This is a genomic window from Paenibacillus nuruki, from assembly GCF_001721045.1.
GTDB classification, from domain to species: Bacteria; Bacillota; Bacilli; order Paenibacillales; family Paenibacillaceae; genus Saccharibacillus; species Saccharibacillus nuruki.
On the sequence record NZ_MDER01000025.1, the window covers coordinates 105,703 to 128,067 of the forward strand.

Here is a 22,365-nt window from a genome sequence, read left to right on the forward strand (position 1 = left end):
TAAAAACAAGTTAATGATAGCGATATATATCTATCATTAACCTGCTTCTTCTAACAAAACATCAAACTCTAGCAAAATAGATGTTCCCTTTGAACTGGTATGCACCATAATTCGATCTGCTGAGGTGTACATCAATGCAAAACCTTTACCTAGTGAACGCTTACTACTATATCCTGAGATCAGTATCATCTTAGGCAACTCATGAATAGGAATACCTGAACCATGATCTGTAATATAAATTTGCAGAACATTAGGCTTACTATACACAGACAATTTGCCATGTGCAGCATGTTTAATCAGATTGGTAACTCCTTCAGATACAGCGAGTTTAATATGCATCAGTTTTTTCGGTTGATTGATTTTGAGCTCTTCTGGAATATACTCCATCACCAATGAGCGTCCTGAAGATACGTCGCTTTTAGTCATAATATCCATATTAGCTAGTGGACTACCCAGATGTTCTTCAATCTCTTGTTGTTCTAGACAGATATCAATTTTGCTTTTGGAAAGTGTTTCGATCACATCTTTATACGAGCGCATCGTACTTTGATGCAATTGTTCACGGTATTCTAACGCCGGTGTAATATCTGTTAATACAATAGCAACCCAATTATTTTCTGGATAAAAATGAGCTTCAAATGTTTTTTGATTACTCTGGATCACTTCATAGAAATTTTCAGAGACACGTAATGCATGTTCAGCCAGTGGCCCTAATTGATTTTTCAAATGAATGTCTTCCATCTCTTGCAGACTATGATGGTCTTTATATTTAAGCAATACAGTCCCACCAGTGAATCCACTCATTTCTTTGTGTTCATCTACAGATGGAAGTTCTGAATCAATCAGATCCGAACCTTCAAGTAACGGCTTAGTGATCACAAGCTGGCGCAAAGCGATAATAATCTCTAATGTGATCCGTTGTATCAACTTAGGATCTAATACTTTGCCTGAAAGTCGTTGTAATTGGTGTAAGACGTCTACATTATCGGAATGACTACTTAACAAATGTTCCAAATGATTGCAGAGCGCTATAATACGCGATTCATAAGGAATATCCTGACCTTTCAAGCCAGACGGGAATCCTTTGCCATCATAACGTTCATGATGATGAAGTACCCAGGCTGCTGCTTTCTTATCTCCACTAATCGCATAAATAATATTAGAACTTTCAGTAGCGTGAGACTGATACTCTTTTTCTTCTGTTAAAGATAATGCACCACGCTTCGTCAGAATCTCCATCGGCAATAATGATTTACCAATATCATGTAGTGTAGTGTAATTGACTAAATCTGTTCTTCTTTTTTTGGGATACGCCAGTAGTTCCAACATATACTGACAAAGAATCCCTGTGTTCTTACCATGCCCTTCATTACGCTGAGAAATTCTCAATTCGCTTAATCGAATAAACTCTTCTGAAGATTTCATTCGAATCTGTAATTGACGAATAAATCCATGCGACAAAAAAATAATCAGTAGCAAAAACAATAACACATACACTGTTTCGTATACGATATTGCCTAACGAGATATGTCTTAGAAAATGAGGAACGATAATCGTACATAACAATACAGGTACGATCAACTCTTTTAATTTGAGCACCATATCATTAAGAAAAGGTGTACCAATAATTGTTGTAGAAGCACCTGCTAGTAATAACATATAGACTAGACTAAATACTAGAGCTCCTAGTCCTGCCTGAATATAGGTAGAAAAAGGATTCAAGGCTTCCATCACTTGATACGATAAATAAATACTAATTACACTTTTGCCTAATGCAGAGCAGATTCGAAAAAGATTCATTTGCCGAATATCAAAATTCTTTTTGCGTGTGTAAGATATAATCGTACTGATGACTATTCCCAAAATAGCAGGATTATACCCAAAAGCAAGCGCAAGAATAAGAAACCCAACCAGACTTCCGCTGTACTCCTCACCGCTTAGTAATCTGACCGGAAACAGATCCAACAAAACGATAAGAAACAGAATCGGCGCAATTGCAAACAATGCAATTGAATGCCATTCGCGGATCATATATACGATACTTGCTACCCCTACAAGGCTTAGCAATATCGTATAACCGTTCTTTTCTTTCATTATCTAAAGATTTCCTTGCCCAGAATCTCATCCAGTTGAAGCAATTCAAAAACTTCCATAACCTCCGGTTGAGTTTGTTCAATATAGACATTACGCCCTAATTCTTGCAACACTTGTACCAGACGAATAATCAGTCCAATCCCAGAAGAATCTACAAAGAATACCTTTTCCAAATTCAATATAATATTCGTATACGGTGCTACAGCCGGTTCGATCTCGTCCTCTAATACATCCCCAGCATCAATATCAATATCACCTTCAAAATAAATTGTAGCTTGTACTTCATCGGTCACGATTTGATATGCAAACATTATTTTTCACTCTCCTACCATACAAATTGGCGATCCTCATTCAAGCGTGCTTTGACATTCAAGGTATCTTCTTTAAAATGGTGCATTTTGGAGCCGATCTGTAAAATCGTTCCGCCTAGTAACTTGTCCACATGAATCACTGCGCCTTCTTTGACGGTTAATTTCGTAGAATTACTGCCTATCGTGCCAGCTTCTTGAATATGCATCCCTTTGGCGGCATAATAATCTCCACCACGTAGAAATCCTGTCACTTCAAGTAATCCTGCACAGCGCAATTGTGTGTTGTAACATCCTTTTTTCACTTGGACTGGCCCACCTACAAGAATTTGACTATTCTGAATATAATGAAATTGTGCAAAAATATGATCCAATTGAGGTAAAACAACTCGATCTAACAAGTAGGCTGTTCGCTTAACAAAACGATCCAAATCCTGTGCTGTTTTAAAATGACTCATCGTTAGATTTAAAAAACCATTTTTGATTTCTTTGATATATTTTTGCCATTCTTCATTAATTAATGCTTTGTGTTCTTCTATAGTACGCATAAACAAAAGTAATTGCTTATGCAACTCTTTAAACCGTCCACGAAATAAAACGTCAAGCAAAGGAGCGAGACCATGCTGATCAATATCTGTGATTTTAAAAGCTGCTGCGCGGTTCAATTGCTCGATCGCTGTCGTCAAAAATTCCGTTTGTTCCAAAATCACTTGCAAAATAGGTTCTGCTTGACCATAAAAAAGAAACAATTGTCCAACCGCCACTTCGCTTCCGATCACATTAGCAGTGACCATTAATGACTGGGTTGCTATAATTTCTGCCATATTCACATTGCCTTTAATATGAATATTACCATCTGCTTCGACTTTCATCGTATCTTGCACTGTGCCACTAATTTCAACATCACCTTGAAAATGAATATTGCCTGTCTGAAGAGCAACATCTCCACGATGCTCAAGCTTCGGAATAATCGCAACCTTTACATGTCTTCCCTGTATAATCACTTCAGGCATTCCGGTACGTGTAGCAAGAATTTCCAATCCATCTTGAGATAGCTGTGTACCATGACCGGTTAAGACAATCACACCTGTTACCGGTGGTGCTAGAACAGGTTCTCCAAATACATTGACTCCATTTATACCGATCGCAGGTGGATAGATTAGACCAATCAAATCCCCATCATCGACACAAGGAAATTCTTTAATTTCACGATAATCGATTGTTCCATTTTCACGCATTTTGGGCTGTACTTTACGAGTCTTGGTATCGACTTTAATCTCAAAGTATCCATTCGTACCTGCGATTGCCTGCTCACCTTCTGCAATCAGAAATGTATCATTTACTTCACTCAGGCAAGCTTTTTTGATCTCATCATGGTACAGACCGTAGACTACTTTTTGTTCGATTAATTTTTTGCGTACGGCTATCGGTTCAATCGGTGTATATTGCTTGTGTTCTTCTGCTTTGAGAACCAATCGCAATGTTGGTGGAGTATCAACAACCTGCCGAATAATGCGATATCCTGCTTCAATTCTTAATTGTACATTCATTGCTTTATCATCAATATGAATGTCCCAGACCGGTTCTACCACTTTATCTTCTACTTCATATCGGACAATATCGCCAGCAGATAATTTTACGGTTTCCCCTGCGAGAATAGGTACTTCGTCAATCCAAAGAGATACCTGTTCAGTTGCACGAATACTAGGTTGATGGTTTCCTTTGGAATGAAAATAGACTTGCCCTGATTCAATCCATACTTTACCTTCTGTATTATCTATAGAGGGGGTAGTGACTGGATGTTCGATTCTAGAAGGTGGTATATTCACACTGGCTTCAGCTATAGAGATCGGCGGAGAATACTCTGCCATATCCAGCGATTGATCTAGTATTTCTTCTGTTTTGAGTGTTACTTTGACTACAGCTTGCTTGGAATAAAGCCCAAGCATCCCTTTGGCTTCACTTTCCATCACTTCAATATGAACCTGTTGCTTGGTAGCATCTAGCAAAGTTAGAGCTTGCTCCACGGCATCTTGCACTGTTTTGGCTCTAGCAATCACACTACGCTCCATAGTGGGTACCTCCTCCATACCTTTCTCATGTCAATTCAATCGAAATAATGCAGACATCATCTTTACGATGCTGAATCAAACGTTCTAATTTCACTACGAACGCTTCATTTTCCAAATAGTGTAGGCTTTGAGCATAGTGTTCTAACTTTTCGATTCCTGCATGGATAGAGACGCCAGGCTTTTCGACTAATCCATCGGTGTATAAGACAATGCGTGCAGGTGTCTCGTACGTCACTGTAGCTGTATCTAATTTCATATCATTTTGAATACCGATTGGGACGGTTGTGCCTGTTAATTGAGTAGGAAATTGATCTTTCAAAAATAATAAACCTGGTGGATGCCCTGCATTAAAATACTCAATTTGCTTTAACTCTAAGTCGATAAATAGATAAATCGCTGTAAAGTAAGCAGCACGGCGATTTTTACCAAATAGTGCTCTCATCTTTTTGTTCAATTCCTGACAGACCAGTTGAGGCTCTTTCACTACACCTACAATGCCATCAAGCAAGGAACGAATGGACATACTGATCAGTGCAGCCGATATTCCGTGACCAGATACATCAATGAGCAGTACACCACAATGCTGTGGATCAAACATTTTCCAGTACAACATATCACCGGATACTTCGGTCGATTGTAGATAGCTACTGTGCACTCGAATAGTAGGTTCATTAATTGGTGGACTGAGGACGCTACGTTGTAAATGTTTAGCCAATTGCAGTTCTTTTTGCACTTTTTCTTCTCGAATTTTGCGTGAATCCATTTCTTTTTTAAGTCGAATAGCGGATTGAACTCGTGCCAGTAGTTCATAATCAGGTCCACCTTTTTCAATAAAATCCATACCGCCTGCATTAAAAGCTTCTTTGAAATGAATCCGATCTGCAGTGAGGAAAATAATAGGCAAATCCTGATAAACGATACAACTCTTAATAATCCGACAGGCTTCAATCCCGTCGATTCCAGGCATTACAATATCCAATAAAATTAAATCAATCGCCGCTGCTTTACGAGGAGATACTTGGTCGTGAATACTAAGAATATCGAATGCTTCTTGAGCCGAAGAAGCCGTCTGTATATGCTTGTACCCTGCTGTATCGAGTACATTTTGCAAAAAGACAAGATTAAGTCTGGAGTCATCTACAATCAATATACTCATGATACTTCTCCTTCAGAGTAGTTTATATCTTTATTTTCGTCAGTTTCTTCCATTTATGTGATAGTTAACGATTACAATTATATTGAGTAAGCATTTAATTAAGAATTTTGAATAGATTTGAACAAAAAAAGCCTACTTTGCTTGAAGCAAAATAGACTTTCAACAAACCTACAAATGATGATATAAGGCTTACAACTACATATTTTTATCCATATTCAAAGGATATTCGTTCTGTGGTGGTGATTGAAATTGCTGTTCATATAAATAATTATCCAGAGCGCGGTTATTCACAATGTACGTATCTGCAATCATATCATGAATACCTTGCTTATACTTTGTAAATCCAACGATAATATATCCTATGCCTAAAGTGAAATTACATAATATTCTTAAGAAATAACGTGCTACTGCACGTCCGAATCCTATCGGTTGCATAGAACGATTTACTACTTTGATTCTGAGTATCATTTTACCCAAAGTCGCTTGATACTTCGACTTCTCAAATAATCCAAAGTATAACCAGGTTAACAAAACAGATAATAATTGAAAAATAATAGGCAGTAGATCTCCTATAAAGACTTCATTACTGAGTGAATGGTCTGTAAGATGGAGGATACCCACAATAACTACACTCAAAATAACACTTGAAATTAAATATACAATACTAAGAATAATTGCATCTATACATATAGCTGCAAACCTTTTCCAAAATCCTGCATACAATATAATCGTTTCTCCTCTGACTCTTTAATTTTCATCTAAAATTCGGTTGATCTTTTTGCAAATAAGGAGACATCTCTGGTTGGTTCCAAGAAGCTGCTTGTTGCTGTTGTTGCATATACATGTATTGTTCCCAATCTTTTTTATTTACAACGTAGGTGCTAGCGACCATATCATGTAATGCTTGCTTGTATTGTGTCCAACCTGCCATCATATAACCGATGCATAAGATCATATACGATAAATTTTTAGCCCAAAAGCGTCCTGTTGCTCGACCAAAACGAATCGGTTGGAAATAACGATCTACTACTATGATACCTAGAGCCATTTTACCTGGTGTGGCATGGTATTTCGATTTTTCAAATAAACTAAAATACAACCACGGTACGACTAATTCGGCAATAACATATAAAATGTAAAATACAATCAAAAAAGTAATATCGCCTGTGGTGTATTCATTTTCATTCTTCATCCATGTTCCATTCACAAATCCGATGATCGTAGGAATTCCCAGCAAAATCAATAACACAAATCCGACAATAAATCCATCGATCAACGTCGCTGCTGTTCTTTTCCAAAATCCTGCGTAGCCGTGAGAACTGGTTCCTGCTTCATTCATTTCATCTAACTCCTATTCTGCTATGTATACATTTCTACCAACTTTGTTATTTTATACGATATAGTTGTAAATTACTAGATAATCACCTATACAAAAGAAAACCTACTCCACATGTGAATGTAGAATAGGCTCTCATATAATTGAAAATCTTATCTGCTAGATTACAAGTTGTTTAACTATTTTAGATGCACAGGGCGATGAACAGACTCACGCAGTGCTTCTACTGTCGTTAATGGCTCATGGCAGACAAAACCTTCACAGATATACGCGGTTGCCTGACTTTGTTGCATACCTTTGTCTTGTAAATGAGGAAGCAACTCTCTAATGGCTTCTCCTGATGTACCATCTGCATGAATAATTAGAGAAGCAAATGGTAAATAAGCTTTTTGCACTTCAGCGATCATTTCTTGAAAATGGATATCTTCTACTTTCCCTGCGAGTACAATTTCTTGATTCCCTTGCAACAATTGCAATCCCGCAAGTAGTAACATCGAATACCCTGCTGGATATTGCTCAGCCGTGCCTGTAAATGTAGTCACAATTTGTTCGGCATATTGACGCAGTTCTATATCTTGCGTCACCGCAGCTAATTTGGCTAATGTCCATGCCGCAACAGAATTGCCCGATGGCATCGCTCCATCATAAATTTCTTTTGTACGAGTAATTAATGCTTCTCCATCTTGACCTGTGAAATAAAATCCACCCTGCTCTTCATCCCAAAATAGAGCAATCAATTGTTCTTTGAGTGTTATCGCTTGTTGTAGATACTTTGCTAATCCAGTCGCTTCATACAATTCTTGTAAGCCCCAGATCAAATAAGCATAATCATCGACATAAGCACTATAAGCGGCTTCCCCATCACGGTAGCGAGCAAGCAGACGACCATCTTCACGACGCATATGTTCCCAAATAAAATCAGCTGCTTTGACTGCTGCTTGTGCATATTCAGGTTTTTGTAAAGTTTGACTTGCTCTAGCGAGAGCCGCAATCATCATGCCGTTCCATGCGGTTAACACTTTATCATCTTTGGAAGGATGCACGCGTTGCTCACGATAATCAAATAATTTCTGACGGGCTTCTTCCAGATCGGTGCGTAATGCCAGTTCATTGAGATCACGTTGCTCTGCAATTTCTGAGGTAGAGAAAGGAATCAAGTTTGGAATATTTTTACCTTCAAAATTACCTTCAGGCGTTATATCATACACGTTACAATATTTATGCATCTCTTCCAGACCTAATACTTCTTCGATCTCATCGCGAGTAAATACATAGAACTTCCCTTCGACCCCTTCGGAGTCCGCATCTTCAGCACTATAAAAAGCTCCTTCAGGTGAAGTCATATCCCGCAATACATAAGTAAAAATAGATTCTGCGATATGTGCATATTTGGTTTCACTGGTCAGACGATATCCGTCCAGATAAGCAATAGCTAATAATGAATTATCGTACAACATTTTTTCAAAATGAGGAACTAACCACTTCTCATCGGTCGAATAACGAGAAAAGCCAAATCCGATATGATCATAGATTCCGCCACTATACATATGATCTAATGTTTTGTGCACCATATGTAACGCTTCTGGTTCTTGATACACATGAGAATAGGCACTGAGAAACATCAAATGATGTGGAGTCGGGAACTTAGGCGCTCCTCCAAATCCACCATACACTTCATCAAATGAACTCTGAAATGTTTTGTATCCACGATGTACAAGTTCTTCACCAAACTGCCCAGACTTCGTAATCTTCGTCTGCTGGCGATTCATACGTTCTACAATATCATCACCCGATCGAACAATATTTTCACGGTCTTCTGTCCATTTATCACGAATCTGAGACAGCATATCCATCATACCGATTCGACCATATTTGGTCTCTTTCGGAAAATACGTACCCGCATAAAATGGCTTCTGATCCGGGGTTAGTAATACCGTTAAAGGCCATCCACCTTGCCCGGTTAATGCTTGGCAATACGCCATATATAAATTATCAATATCCGGCCGTTCTTCACGATCGACTTTGATCGAAATATAAGATTCGTTAAGTAACTGAGCCACTACTTCGTTTTCAAAAGATTCTTTTTCCATCACATGACACCAATGGCAGGTAGAATAGCCTACACTGAGAAAAATGGGTTTGTTTTCCGATTTAGCTCTGGTAAAAGCTTCTTCTCCCCAAGGAAACCAATTCACAGGGTTATGAGCATGTTGAAGCAAGTAAGGAGATTTTTCCTTTATTAGATTGTTAGTGTGTTTAGGAATTTCTTCGATAGATTCGTGCATATATAATTCCTCCTTCAGATTGTTATTGATAATATAACCAAATGTGGAAGAAAAGAAAAAGAAATTATTTATGTCATTATGTTATATAACTTCACCCAGATATATATAAATCCGTCCAAATATATAATTTGGACGGATAATAAAATAATTTATAATTGAGACCCTAGAACTTCTTCCGGTTTGAGGTATGGAATATACGTTTTTTTTCCTTGATAACTTTGTAATGTTAATCCTTTTTCAGAATAATCGATAATATTGTCAATTGAAATTGGAATTTTACCATTAATTGTTGTGATAACATAGGTAGGAATTGCAAATCCAGTTGTATGTCCTACAAGACCACGTAAAATTTCTATTCCTTTTTCGAGTGTTGTCATAAAGTGAGATACACCTGTGACATTATCACAATGATATAAGTAATAAGGCCTTACACGAATTTTTAGTAACCCATGTAATAATTCTCTCATTGTCTCAAGATCATCATTAATTCCTTTTAAAAGAACTGATTGATTTTGAACAGGTACACCATGTTTTAACAATAAATTACAGGCTTTTGCCGATTCTTCAGTAATTTCTTTTGGATGATTAAAATGAGTATTCAACCAAACTGGGTGATATTTTTCTAACATTTCGCAAAATTCTTTAGTAATACGTTGTGGTAATAATACTGGGTATCGACTACCAATTCTAATAATTTCAACATGTGGGATACTTCTTAAACGAGAAATGATATGTTCTAGCTTACTATCGGAATAAGTTAATGGATCTCCACCGGTTAGTAAAACATCTCGAATCTCAGGATGCTCAGAGATATACTTAAAATCTTCTTCAAATGATTCTGCCTCTTGCTTTTCAAAATAACTCCCATTTACATCAGTTGTATGATATTTACGTGTACAATGACGGCAATACACAGAACATTGTTCTGTCACAAGTAAAACAATACGATCTGAATATTTATGAACAATTCGGTTAGTTACACGATACTTCATATCACCTACCGGATCAACATCAGAAAACTGATTAACAATCAACTCATCTGCCGCAGGCAGTGCTTGTAAACGGATTGGACAGTTTGGATCTGTTTTATCCATCAAGGAAGCGTAATAAGGTGTAACTGCCCAGCGATAAAGCCCTTCACTTTTTTTGATAGCTTCTTCTTCATCAGGATTGAGTTCGATATAGTTTTTAAGAGCATCTACGGTCTGAATCCGATTTCTAAATTGTGCTTTCCAATCATTCCAATCCCATTTTTCATTCATTATATTTCCTCCTATTATCGATTTAATTTAATATTGAAATCATAAATATAATGATACTGGAAACTTATTCCACATCCGACTCTGTTGGTACAGAAAGAGTTCGTATAGAGGAAAACATAATAAATATTGATGAACACATCAGTCCAATAGCTCCAACAATTAATGTTGGTGTAGTGCCTATAGCAGTACCTAACCACCCTCCTAACAAAGCTCCGATAGGTACTACACCCATACCGAACATACGCATGCAAGCATTCATTCTTCCCTGTAGTTGATGTGGAGTTATTGCTTGCCGCAAACTACGTTGATTAATGTTATAAACAATCACCATTGCGGCATCAATCATATACATGACCATAATAAGTAATACAGCCGGCAATAATGGAAGTAGAGTAGCTATAGGAATGATTAAAGACACAAAACCCGCTAAAAACAAAGAAGATACTAGTGTTTTACCAATACCAAATTTCTTGACCATTGGCCCTGCAAGGAAAGCGCCTAGTAATGCACCGACTCCAGACATCGAAAAAATCAGTCCAATATAGATAGGTGGTAATGCCAATGTACGAGAAATATACAAAATAAAAATAGGTTCAATAACATACGTAAATAGATTAAAAATGACCGTACCAATCAAAATTGCGCGCAAGGCATTATTACGAAATACAAAGCTAGCGCCTTCTCGAATATCAACCCATAGATTTTGTTCTGTTCCTTCTGGAACAACAACAATCTCTTCTTTTTTCTTAATAAAAGATAAATAAACTGCAGATAATAAATAAGTACCAACATTAAATAAAATTGATATAGGAGCTGAAAATACTTGAATCAATACTCCCCCTATACTTTGACCTACCACAGTAGCACTCGAACTACTAAATTCTAACTTGCTATTACCTTCAACCAATTCATCTTTCTTTACAACAATAGGCAGATAAGATACATGTGCAATTTCAAACACAACTGTATTTATTCCTACGACAGCAGCAATAATGTATAACATTGGCATACTTAAAATATCGAAAAAGAGTCCTATGGGAATACCAATCAAAACAATCGCACGAATAATATCAGACATGATCATCATCGGGCGTTTTGGTTTACGATCTACCCATACGCCAACAAACAAACTGATTAGTAAAAAAGGTAAAAACTCAACTGCTGTTAGAATACCCATTTGTAATGGTGATGCTTGTAACGTTAATGCTGCAATCAAAGGAATAGCTACTGTTGTAATCTGGACACCAAACGATGAAATTGTATGTCCCAACCAGAAATTTCTAAAATCATGATGTTTTAATAAACCTAATGAAACTCTGCTCATAATATCCTCCTGAAATTCAATTACTTCATCTTAATTTCAATTTTTTTTATCGCTTGATCTAATGCTTTAACAGTTTCATCAAATGTAGGGCTATAAGCAACAATGTAACCTAACCGTTGATACGCATTTTGTGGAGGTACTACAGTTTCACCAAGCTGAATATAAACCTTACTTTCTTTAATGTGATGAATATATTTTAGTTGATCAATACCCGTTAGTTCTTTAAACTCTCCTTCTACATTAGACATTAAAAAGCGTATGCCTGCTGTTCCTTTATAATGAAGATTTGGAAGACACGGCCCATCTATCGCACAATAGATATGTTGCTCCAGCATATCTATGCCCGTTGTCAACCGAATCAATTCAGGAATCATTCCACCAGCCAGACGCCCATTAATTTCAATAATTAGACAACCTTCCTTTGTCCATTTTACTTCTGTATGAGCAGCACCATTTTTAAAATGTACAACTTGTAACGCATGCAATACAGTTGCAGTTATCTTTTGATATTGATAATCTGTTAATTTTGCAGGAAATAGATGACCTGCTTCTACAAAAAAAGGTAAGCCTTCCAATGATTTTTGTGTAACTCCAATTACTGTTGTGCGTCCTTGCCAACTAATTGTTTCTACACTATACTCAGGAGCTTCAATATATTTTTCAATCAATACTTCCTTTGGAACAGCTTGTCCACGCTTATTAAAACTATGATCTAAAATTATTCGAACTTGTTCTTGAGCAGTTTTTATATTTGTACAAAGTTTTACTTCGTTTGAGCCACTATCTTCAGTAGGCTTAATGACACAAGGAAATCCAATACGTTGTATTGCTTCATTCAATTCTGCTTCGGAATGCAACACATCAAAATGAGGTTGCAAAATATGCGCATTCTTCAATACATTTCGAGTTTGAGCTTTATTACGAACATAACGTATCGTTTCTATACCATTACCAGGAAGCTGATAAAATGTTATTAATTTCGCCACTTGTTCTAAATAAAACTCGCTTGTCGTTGTAACTCCACAAATATTCGTCACACCAATTTTTGTTGAAATATGTTGCTGAAGCTCATTTATATCATTGGTATCACATACATACACTTCGCACTCTATATCTTCTAGTCCTCGATATCGATCTGGATTATTAGTATATAATACTGGTTCTAGCCCCCAATCTACGGCACGAGTTAAAGCAATCATACCTGTGCCAGTTGTATTAGCTTCTATAAATATTAATTTAGACACGATAATTCTCTCCTGCTAGTTCAGAGTATGACCACGATTGTACTACTGTTCGATACGGAACTTGTTGAGGCTGATCTGGTAGTCGTAACTGATCAATTTTTTGAGCAATCCTGTAATTTCGATCATAGATTGTACTTACGTAACGATCACCACGATCGGGAAAAATAGCCAATATATTCGCTTTTTCAGATACTCGATTTTGTAACCATCTTGCAACTGCATAAACGGAGCCGGAAGAATTGCCTGCGAAAATATGCTGTTCTCTAGCTAGATTAAGTGTAGCTGCAAAAGCTTCCTCATCATTTAGCCAATGTACTTCATCCACAAGGGCATGATCTACATTAGATGCTACAAGTGAATTTCCTAAGCCTCCCTGTAAACGCTGAGGACAGTCCGGTTGACCAAAAATAACACTTCCTGTACAATCAACTGCAATTACTTGTAAATTAGGATTGTATTTTTTTAATGCACGAGACGTTCCAGTCATCGAACCACCACTTCCAACTGAGACAACAAGATAATCAATATGAGCAATATCCTGAACCACTTCTTGAACGAGTGATTCGTAGGCAGCAGGATTGTTTATATTCTCATATTGTCTGGGCCAGTATGCACCAGGAAGTTGTGTCAACATCTGCTCTAAACGTTCTAATCGTGCACTTTGCCAACCATTTCTACCCATTTCAGATACAATATCAATATGACACCCTAATGCTGTTAGCTTCGTCATTGTAATTGAATCTATTCGCGGATCAGTAACAATGTAGACGTCATGTCCCAAACAAGCCCCGACCATCGCCACACCACAAGCCATTGTTCCTGATGAACTTTCAATAATTGGTGCTCCCTCTTGCAACTCTCCCGTTCGCTTAGCATCCAAAATAATCTGTTTCGCTACCCGATCTTTCATACCAAATGGATTCATCATTTCTAACTTAGCATAGATCATTCCACTACTAGGAGAGCTAGATTTTAGTTGTACTAAAGGTGTATTCCCAATTGCTTCAATCATGTTCATACAAATCAAATAGTTGTCCCCCTTCGCAAAATCATTCCTGTAGCATTTTATATAATTTACGATTTCAGCAAATCGTTGACTTCCTCGTCACTTAACTGCTCCATTTGCTTATACATATACTCTTCTACTAGGGCTGCAAATTGTCGAATAGTTGGATGTAGGAATACTTCGCGCAAAGGTACATTAAGTTTTAATTGACGACGAATTCTAGATACAATTTGTGTTGCAAGTAAAGAATGTCCTCCTACATCAAAGAAATGATCATGAATACCTATTCCCTCGATCTGTAGCAGTTCTATCCATATATCAGCTATATATTTTTCTATTTCAGATTCTGGCTTCTCAATAAAAGAAGATTGGTGATAACTAAGTTTTTCTGGTTTAATTAATTGACTGCGATCAATTTTTCCATTTGCATTTAAAGGCATCTGCTCTAACAATATAATAAATGTTGGAACCATATAATCGGGTAATATGGACTGAGCATATTTACGCACTTGTTCTGACATATCTCCTATTTCATTTTCTATCATATCGACTCTATTCGTTATTGGTACAATGTAAGCAAGTAGAATTTTTATACCAGATACGTCTTCATGGAGTATTACAACTGCCTCTTTCACATCATTATGCAGACGCAACACAGCTTCAATCTCACTCAGTTCAACACGCATACCGCGAATTTTCACTTGATTATCTAATCGACCACTAAAATGCAAAGAACCATCTGGATGATAGAATCCTAAATCTCCTGTATAATACATGCGTTCTCCAGGAAAAAAAGGATCTGGAATGAAAGCCTCTGCTGTTTTATTAGGTAAATTCCGATAGCCTTGAGCTAAACCAATTCCAGAAATATATAACATACCTGTTACACCTGGCGGAACAGGTTGTAAATAATCATCCAACACATAACATCGATTATTATCAATCGGCTTTCCAATACATATTGCTCCCTCTGCTTCCATATCTTGCTCAACAACAACGTGCAAAGTGGAGTCAATCGACACTTCAGTTGCTCCCCATGTATTATTTAGTGTACCTGGCATTTTCGAGAAAAAGTGTTTAACAATATTGGCTGTTAAGGGTTCTCCCGATGAAATAGTACTTCGTAGCCGATATAATTGATGATATTCATCAGTTGTAAGCTCATCAAGTACAAGATTCAACATACTCGGTACAAATTGTACATGTACTACTTCATACTGAATACAAGCATCAATAATGGAACGTGGGTCACGATGCAAACCTGGCTCTAATAAAGCTACACAACCACCATAACTAAGTGGCCAAAAAAATTCGACTGCAGCATCATCAAATGTTAAGGTTGTTTTTTGCAAAACTTTCTCTCCAGCTTGTAAATGAAACTGTTTTTGCATCCAGCATATTCGATTAACCCATCCCTCATGTACATTAAGCACACCTTTAGGTTTACCTGTCGATCCAGATGTATAATAAATAGATACAAGCGACTGTGGTTTCACTTGACATTCTGGTTTAGTATAAGGATGTTTCTTTATTGTTTCCCACTGAGAGTCAATACATATGGTTGGAATACCAACTGATTTAAGGTTATTTTTATTACATTCCTGTACAATGCATAAACTCGCTCCTGCATCCTGCAAAATATGCTGAATACGAACTTCTGGTAATTCCATATCGATCGGTACAAAAGCAGCACCTGCTTTTAAAATAGCCATTAAACTGATGACCAATTCAAGTGAACGCTCTACTCCTACACCAACTACTTTGTGAACATCTGAATTTGGAGAAACAGACCAATGAAGTAACAATTCATATGCTAACTGATTAGAACGTTTCTCCAATTCTATATAAGTAATTGGCACATTCTGATAGATTGCAGCAACATGATCAGGATGTAACTTTACCTGTTGTTCAAAAAGTTCATGTAAACAATAGGTCGATGGAAACGGAACTGCTGTATGATTTTGTTTGTAAATGATTTTTTTTTGATATTCGTCTGATAATAGAGGTAGTTTTCCTATAGTTATATTAGGATTATTTAAAACTCCATCTAGTAGCGAACAAAAACTTGACTGCATATACTTTATTTTTTGTTTCGTAAACAATCGACTATTATATTCAAATGTAGCTTCTATCTTTCCAGAGTCTATCTCCTTAAGAAATAAGGTTAACTCAAAACGTGCTGTTTTGTTATTCACTTCAATTGGAAGGACTTCAAGATCAGCTAGCTCTAATCGTTCTTCTAACTGATTTTGATAAGCAAACATCACTTGAACGATTGGTGAGTAGGCTTGATTTCGTTCAGGTTGTAACTCTTTCACCAAAATTTCAAAAGGCATATCTTGATGATCATAAATACGCAAGCAGCGCTCTTTAACATGATGCAAGTATGTTAAAAATGAATGCTCTTTATTGAATTGACTTCGAATTGCTACAGTATTCACAAAAAAGCCTACCATTCGTTCAAGCTCATACTCATTTCGATTAGCAATCGGCGATCCAATAATCAGATCATTTTGACCTGAATATCGATGTAACATAATATTAAATATAGCTTGTAAGATCATGTAATAGGATGCTTGAGTCTCCCGTGCGAGTACTTTAAGACCAAGCATCTGATTAGTTGACAACTCAAAATATATTTTGTCTCCTTCAAATGTTTGTATAGGTGGTCTCGGTTTATCAGTTGGTATTTGCAATACAGGCAGTTCACCTGAAAGTTCCTTCTTCCAAAAATCAAGCTGTTTGTGTAAACTTTCAGACTGAGTAGTTGTTTTATGCCAGTGTGCATATTCGGCATATTGTTTGGTCGGTAAAAACAATGGGGACGACTTGCCCTTGATATATGCTGTATATAATATGTTTAATTCATCTAATAAAATCATATTAGACCAAGCATCTGTAATAATATGATGAATAATTATACATAAAATATTACTATTAGGACTTGTGGAAAATAAAGAAAATCGAATTAATGGCCCTTTCTCCAGATCAAATGGTTGCTCAGATTCTTTGGTGAGACGCCGTTCTATAAGATGCTCTAGCTCATCAGCAGTATTTGCCGCAAGTGTAGCATGTGAAAAAGGAAGTTGAACTTGCTTAGCAACAACAGGCACTGGCTGATCGTTTATAACTTGAAAAGTTGTTCGCAGTATCTCATGACGATTCATTAGATTAATAAGTGCTGCTTGTAATGCATGAAGATCAAGTTGCCCTTCAATCTGATAGGCAAGTGTCTCATTATAAACAGGATTATAAGGATCCATTTGTTGGATAAACCATAATCTTTCCTGTGCAAAGGACATTTGCAATATCTCACCATTAAAAGATTTATTATCTTTAAAAAGTCGGCTACTATAAACATGATCTTCTTTATAGCCCATTTTTTGTAATTCATTCGCTAATCGTCTTACCGTTCGGTATTTAAAAATAAAAGTGAATGGTATTGTTTGTCTTATAAGAGAACGAAGCTTACTTATGACTCTGGAAGCAGAAATAGAATCTCCACCAATATCAAAAAAATCATCTTCAAGTTCAACTTGTTCTAGATGCAAAATATCTGCTATTATTTCAGTAATAATATGCTCTATTTTTGTTCTCATTGAATTTTTATCATTTGCAACTTGGCGATTCACAAATGGAATAGGCAATGCCTTACGATCCAGCTTACTATTATCATTTAAAGGAAACTCATCCATTTTTACGATAAAGTGTGGAATCATATAGGTTGGTAATAAGTTTAGCAACTTTTTTTTCAGGTCCAATTCGTGTTGTGAAAAACCTGGTTTTAATATTACATAAGCAGTCAAGTGGTGAATAGTTGGAATATCTTCACGTAATATAACAACTACTTCGCGAATTTCTTCCATAGAAAGAAATGCCGACTCCACTTCCCCCAGCTCCACACGAACTCCTCGCAATTTAACTTGATGATCATTTCTACCTGTAAACTGAATATTACCATCAGCTTTCATGTATGCCTGGTCGCCTGTAAAATACATGCGTTCTCCCGGTCTAAACGGATTATCTATAAACGACTGACGTGTCCGCTCAGCATCATGCATATATCCTTTAGCTAAACCATAACCAGCTACATACAAATTCCCAATTTTTTCTTTACCTACTTGTTTTAAATGCTCATCTAAAATATATATTTGACTGTTCCATAATGGCTTACCAATCGGAATAGTATCGTTAGTTTCTAAATCTGTTACAGTACATTTGTATAATGTAGAGCCAATTGATAATTCAGTAGCTCCCCATAAATTATACAAATTCCCTGGCATACCTAGGTTGATATAGCGTTTTCCAAGCTGAATAGGTAAAGCCTCTCCACCACCAAAACAGCCTCTTAAATGATTCATATACTTGATTTGATCTGGAGTTACAACATCAAGTACGCGACTAAGCATGCTAGAAACAAGTACAAGGAAAGAGACATTATAGCGAATTACATCTTGAATAATCGCTTCAGGATCACGATGTAGTCCCGGTTCAAGTAAAGCAATTCTACCACCAGTAACCAGTGGCCAAAATATTTCTAAAGCTGCATCATCAAAACCTAAATTTGTTTTTTGCAAAACTGTTTCTTGAGGCTGTAACTGTAACTCTTTCTGTATAGAATAGATCGCAGTTACCCAGCCACGATGCGTATTAGCCACTCCTTTGGGTTTGCCCGTTGAACCAGAAGTATAATAAATAGAAATCAACTGTTCTGCTTGTACTTGAACTTGTGGAAACTCCAATGAATGAAGTGACAATTTTTCATACAACGAGTACCATGTTAATGTATGTTCGACCAGAACTGTTTGACTAGAATGCGCTAATTCATCTGTAATAAGAAAACGAATATGAGCATCTTGAATAATTTTGTTATGTCTTGAAATAGGAATATCTGGATCTAAAGGAACGTAAGCCCCACCGGCTTTTAAGATTCCTAGTAATACAATAATTAGTTCTTTTGAACGATTCATACATACACCCACAGGTGTTTCAGAAGTAATACCTTTAGCGATCAATGCATGAGCAAGCTGATTCGATTGTTGACTCAACTGGGCGTATGTAAGAGACGAATCGTTCATCGTAACAGCAATATGTTGTGGCATCTGCTTAGCTTGCTGCTCAAACCATTCATGAAGGTTAATATTTAGAATATCCACTTCTTTCCCTCCTTAAGATCTTTAGGCAAGCATATGCCTGATCACTTTTAAAGCCTGTTCAATATGTTCTGTTTTTATACCTGCATGTGTCACCGCACGAATACGTCCATGTCCAAGTTCATCAACATACACACCGTGCTGTTGCAAAAAATGAACTACCTTTTCCCAAGTAAAGCGTGAATCTGTAACACGAAAAAAAACAATATTTGTTTCTACCTGTGTCTCACAAATAATCCCTGGAATTTTAGCCAATCCTTTCGCTAAAAGGCGTGCATTTATATGGTCATCTTCTAATCTGTTTATCATTTGGTCCAGTGCTACGATGCCTGCTGCTGCAATTACACCTGTTTGTCTCATACCACCTCCCAACATTTTGCGAATACGATAAACATTTTGTATAAATGCTTGACTACCTGCAACCATAGAACCAATAGGGGCTGATAAACCTTTAGATAAACAAAACTGTATAGAATCAACATAGGATGCAATAGTTGAAGCCGGTATTCCCATTGTTATAGCAGCATTCCATATTCTTGCACCATCCATGTGCACAGGAATATTATGTTGTTTTGAAAAACGCTGAATATCTACCAAATAAGATAATGGTAATACTCGGCCACCCATACGATTATGAGGATTTTCTAGACAAATTAATCCAGGTAAAGCAAACTGAGGATCAGTAGTATCACGAGGAATCGATTGTTGTAAATCGTATAAATCTAAGCGTCCGTCAGACTTTGTTTTGATTGGCTCATACATGACTCCGCCACAAATACTTGCACCTGCTGCTTCATAAATATAAATATCTGATTCATCACCAACAAGCACTTTTGTTCCACGAGGACAATGAGCCATAATAGAAGCCAGATTAGCCATTGTTCCGCTAGGCATAAAAATAGCAGCTTCCTTTCCTAACATATGGGCTGCTTTTGCTTCTAATTCTCGTACAGTGGGATCTTCTCCGTACACATCATCTCCTAGTTTTGCTTGAGTCATTGCTGTTAACATAGCCGATGTAGGTAAAGTAAATGTATCACTACGAAGTTCAATTTTTATACTTTTATCCATGTATAAGCCTCCAATAAATTACATAATTCCCATCATAATGATTACATGTGATATCGCATTTCTTGAGCGATTATAGTCATTAATTCCATGGGAGCATGAAGGAAATGATGATGATCACCAGTTAATGTTTTAAATGATACTGATCCATAGCTACTCCATCCGACTAATAGATCCGGATCAACTTCTTTGTCTTCTTTCCAACCGATTACAGTGACTGGAAAGTCTAATTTTTCAGGTTTCTGCTTAATATAATGACGATTTGATTCTAGATCAGCACGCATGATCCCCTTATTTAATTCGATCATGTCTGGTATTGGAACACCGCCCATTTTATAAGTAAGTAATTCAATTTCGACAGCAAGTTCATAGTCATCAAGCTCCAAAAAACGTCCATAAGGGCCTTCATGTGGTGCTACTTGTGAAGAAATAAATAAGTGCGACGGCATTGGTCCACCTTTTTTCATTAATTGCAAAGATGCTTCATAGCTAGGTAAAGCTGATCCACAATGCCCAAAAAATGCAAAAGGACGATCCAAATAAGGTTGAATAGCTTCATTAAGATCTTTTGCTAATTGCTCATAAGAAGTATAAGTTGGTTCATCAAATCGATTTTCTCGCCCAGGTAATTGAATCGGACATATTTCAATTTTCCCAATAAATTCTGGCCAGTGGCGATACATGCTTGCTCCACAACCAGAATATGGAATACAAAATAATCTTGCTTTAGCAAATGCAGAAGGCTCTCTAATGAACCAAGAATTGGACTTACTATAATTTTCTTCCATTATAAATCCCATATTCATATCTCCTTTCTATGTTTGAGCATATCCACGTATAGGCATGTGTTTAATTCCACTAATAAAATTAGAACCTAAATATTCAATACTACCTATAATCTCAAAATTGTCATAGTGTGCAAAAATCTCTTCGAATAGTATTGTTAACGTCTGCTTTGCGGTTTTGTGACCAATACAATAATGGGAGCCACTTCCAAAAGCAATATGTGGATTAGGCGTTCTGCGAATATCAAATGTGTACGGATCATCAAAGATATCCTCATCTCGATTAGCTGAACCAAGCCAAACTACAACAGCATCACCTTGACGAATTCGTATCCCATTAATTTCAGTATCTTGTGTCGCATAGCGCATAAAATGACTAGCTGGTGACGACCAACGAAAAACTTCTTCCATTGCACTATCCATACATTCAGGATGAGAGGCAAAATCATGATATAAATTCTGCTTGATTATTTCTAAAAAGGATAAGCTAGCAGCATGCGGAGTTGTAGCTGTTGCACCCAATATCAAACTATAGCAATTAGAAATAATAGCACCGGTATCCATTTTTATTCCATCTAACTCAACGTTGGTCAGAACGCTAATCAGATCTTTGCCAGGAAAACGGCGACGTTGACTAACTATATCAAGAAAATAAGCAAATAATTCTCGATGAGCTTGTTCTAAGGTAGCTTTGCTACCTTCTGGTAGTTGATATTCTTTATCATCCGGGGCAATCGACATAAGCACCAGTCGTGTTAGTAATGGCCAATCTTCTTCAGGTAATCCTAATATACAGCCACTTACCGCTATTGATATTTCAAACATAGCATGCGCGAAATCAAGTCCTTCCGGTTCTAAACAAGGAATTAGCAAAGTGCGTATTTTTGTTCGCAATTGCTGTTCATAATTTGTAATAGGTTGCTGGTTAAACCCACGTTGTAATGGACGACGAATTTGCCCGTGTCTTGGTGGATCTGTTGCTGCTAATTGTTTACCACCCGCAGGATCTTTTATTCCTAACAAGTTCAATAGAGTGCCCTGCTCAGAAGTAAATGTTTCATAGTCTTTTAGCACATGAACAACATCTTTATATTTGGTGATAGACCAAAAGCCGAGTTCTTTATTCACCTGTTGCCAGTGAACTGGTGCACTATGTCGCATCTTACGCCAAACTGCATGTGGTTCTCCTTGGCTATATAATAGAGGATCTGTCAAATCAATCTTTTTAATATCAATCAAAGATTCGTCCATTGCATGAGCTGACATTAATAA

General features: G+C 36.9%; 15 protein-coding genes. All 15 read right to left on the bottom strand.

Annotated features, from left to right (window positions below; genetic code table 11):
- Positions 1 to 36 precede the first annotated feature (36 nt).
- Positions 37 to 2,094 carry an HD domain-containing phosphohydrolase gene (locus PTI45_RS02855; RefSeq protein WP_069326023.1) on the bottom strand — a complete coding sequence of 686 codons (2,058 nt, stop codon included), beginning with the start codon at positions 2,092 to 2,094 and terminating at the stop codon, positions 37 to 39.
- Entirely contained in the window at positions 2,094 to 2,405 is a 312-nt protein-coding gene (locus tag PTI45_RS02860; protein ID WP_069326024.1) for an STAS domain-containing protein, read from the bottom strand. The genes PTI45_RS02855 and PTI45_RS02860 overlap by 1 nt, the downstream gene beginning before the upstream one ends.
- A 14-nt stretch (positions 2,406 to 2,419) precedes the next feature.
- On the bottom strand, positions 2,420 to 4,474 hold the full coding sequence (locus tag PTI45_RS02865) for a FapA family protein (protein WP_069326025.1): 2,055 nt from the start codon (positions 4,472 to 4,474) through the stop codon (positions 2,420 to 2,422).
- 25 nt (positions 4,475 to 4,499) lie between these two features.
- Positions 4,500 to 5,630, bottom strand: a complete 1,131-nt coding sequence (locus PTI45_RS02870) for a PP2C family protein-serine/threonine phosphatase (protein WP_069326026.1) — start codon at positions 5,628 to 5,630, stop codon at positions 4,500 to 4,502.
- Between the two features lie 195 nt (positions 5,631 to 5,825).
- Positions 5,826 to 6,353: an RDD family protein gene (locus tag PTI45_RS02875; protein WP_175425108.1), complete on the bottom strand. Its 528-nt coding sequence runs from the start codon at positions 6,351 to 6,353 to the stop codon at positions 5,826 to 5,828.
- Positions 6,354 to 6,384: 31 nt separating this feature from the next.
- Positions 6,385 to 6,969, bottom strand: a complete 585-nt coding sequence (locus PTI45_RS02880; RefSeq protein ID WP_069326028.1) for an RDD family protein — start codon at positions 6,967 to 6,969, stop codon at positions 6,385 to 6,387.
- A 176-nt stretch (positions 6,970 to 7,145) separates the two neighbouring features.
- Complete coding sequence (locus tag PTI45_RS02885) at positions 7,146 to 9,251, bottom strand: thioredoxin domain-containing protein (protein ID WP_069326029.1); 2,106 nt, start codon at positions 9,249 to 9,251, stop codon at positions 7,146 to 7,148.
- Positions 9,252 to 9,400: 149 nt separating this feature from the next.
- Entirely contained in the window at positions 9,401 to 10,513 is a 1,113-nt protein-coding gene (gene blsG / locus PTI45_RS02890) for an arginine 2,3-aminomutase (RefSeq protein WP_069326030.1), read from the bottom strand.
- 64 nt (positions 10,514 to 10,577) lie between these two features.
- Positions 10,578 to 11,837: an MFS transporter gene (locus tag PTI45_RS02895; protein ID WP_069326031.1), complete on the bottom strand. Its 1,260-nt coding sequence runs from the start codon at positions 11,835 to 11,837 to the stop codon at positions 10,578 to 10,580.
- A gap of 20 nt (positions 11,838 to 11,857) precedes the next feature.
- The gene (locus PTI45_RS02900; RefSeq protein WP_083243310.1) at positions 11,858 to 13,081 is read right to left on the bottom strand and encodes an ATP-grasp domain-containing protein; all 1,224 of its coding nucleotides are present in this window, start codon (positions 13,079 to 13,081) and stop codon (positions 11,858 to 11,860) included.
- The gene (locus PTI45_RS02905; protein ID WP_069326049.1) at positions 13,074 to 14,099 is read right to left on the bottom strand and encodes a PLP-dependent cysteine synthase family protein; all 1,026 of its coding nucleotides are present in this window, start codon (positions 14,097 to 14,099) and stop codon (positions 13,074 to 13,076) included. Before PTI45_RS02905 ends, PTI45_RS02900 begins: the two co-directional genes overlap by 8 nt.
- A gap of 56 nt (positions 14,100 to 14,155) precedes the next feature.
- The gene (locus PTI45_RS02910) at positions 14,156 to 19,243 is read right to left on the bottom strand and encodes a non-ribosomal peptide synthetase (RefSeq protein ID WP_069326032.1); all 5,088 of its coding nucleotides are present in this window, start codon (positions 19,241 to 19,243) and stop codon (positions 14,156 to 14,158) included.
- A gap of 21 nt (positions 19,244 to 19,264) precedes the next feature.
- Positions 19,265 to 20,311: a low-specificity L-threonine aldolase gene (gene ltaE / locus PTI45_RS02915; protein WP_069326033.1), complete on the bottom strand. Its 1,047-nt coding sequence runs from the start codon at positions 20,309 to 20,311 to the stop codon at positions 19,265 to 19,267.
- A 41-nt stretch (positions 20,312 to 20,352) separates the two neighbouring features.
- The gene (locus PTI45_RS02920) at positions 20,353 to 21,108 is read right to left on the bottom strand and encodes a thioesterase II family protein (RefSeq protein ID WP_245703398.1); all 756 of its coding nucleotides are present in this window, start codon (positions 21,106 to 21,108) and stop codon (positions 20,353 to 20,355) included.
- A gap of 15 nt (positions 21,109 to 21,123) precedes the next feature.
- A complete protein-coding gene (locus tag PTI45_RS02925) occupies positions 21,124 to 22,359 on the bottom strand; it encodes a cytochrome P450 (protein ID WP_069326034.1) in 1,236 nt (411 codons plus the stop codon).
- Positions 22,360 to 22,365 lie beyond the last annotated feature (6 nt).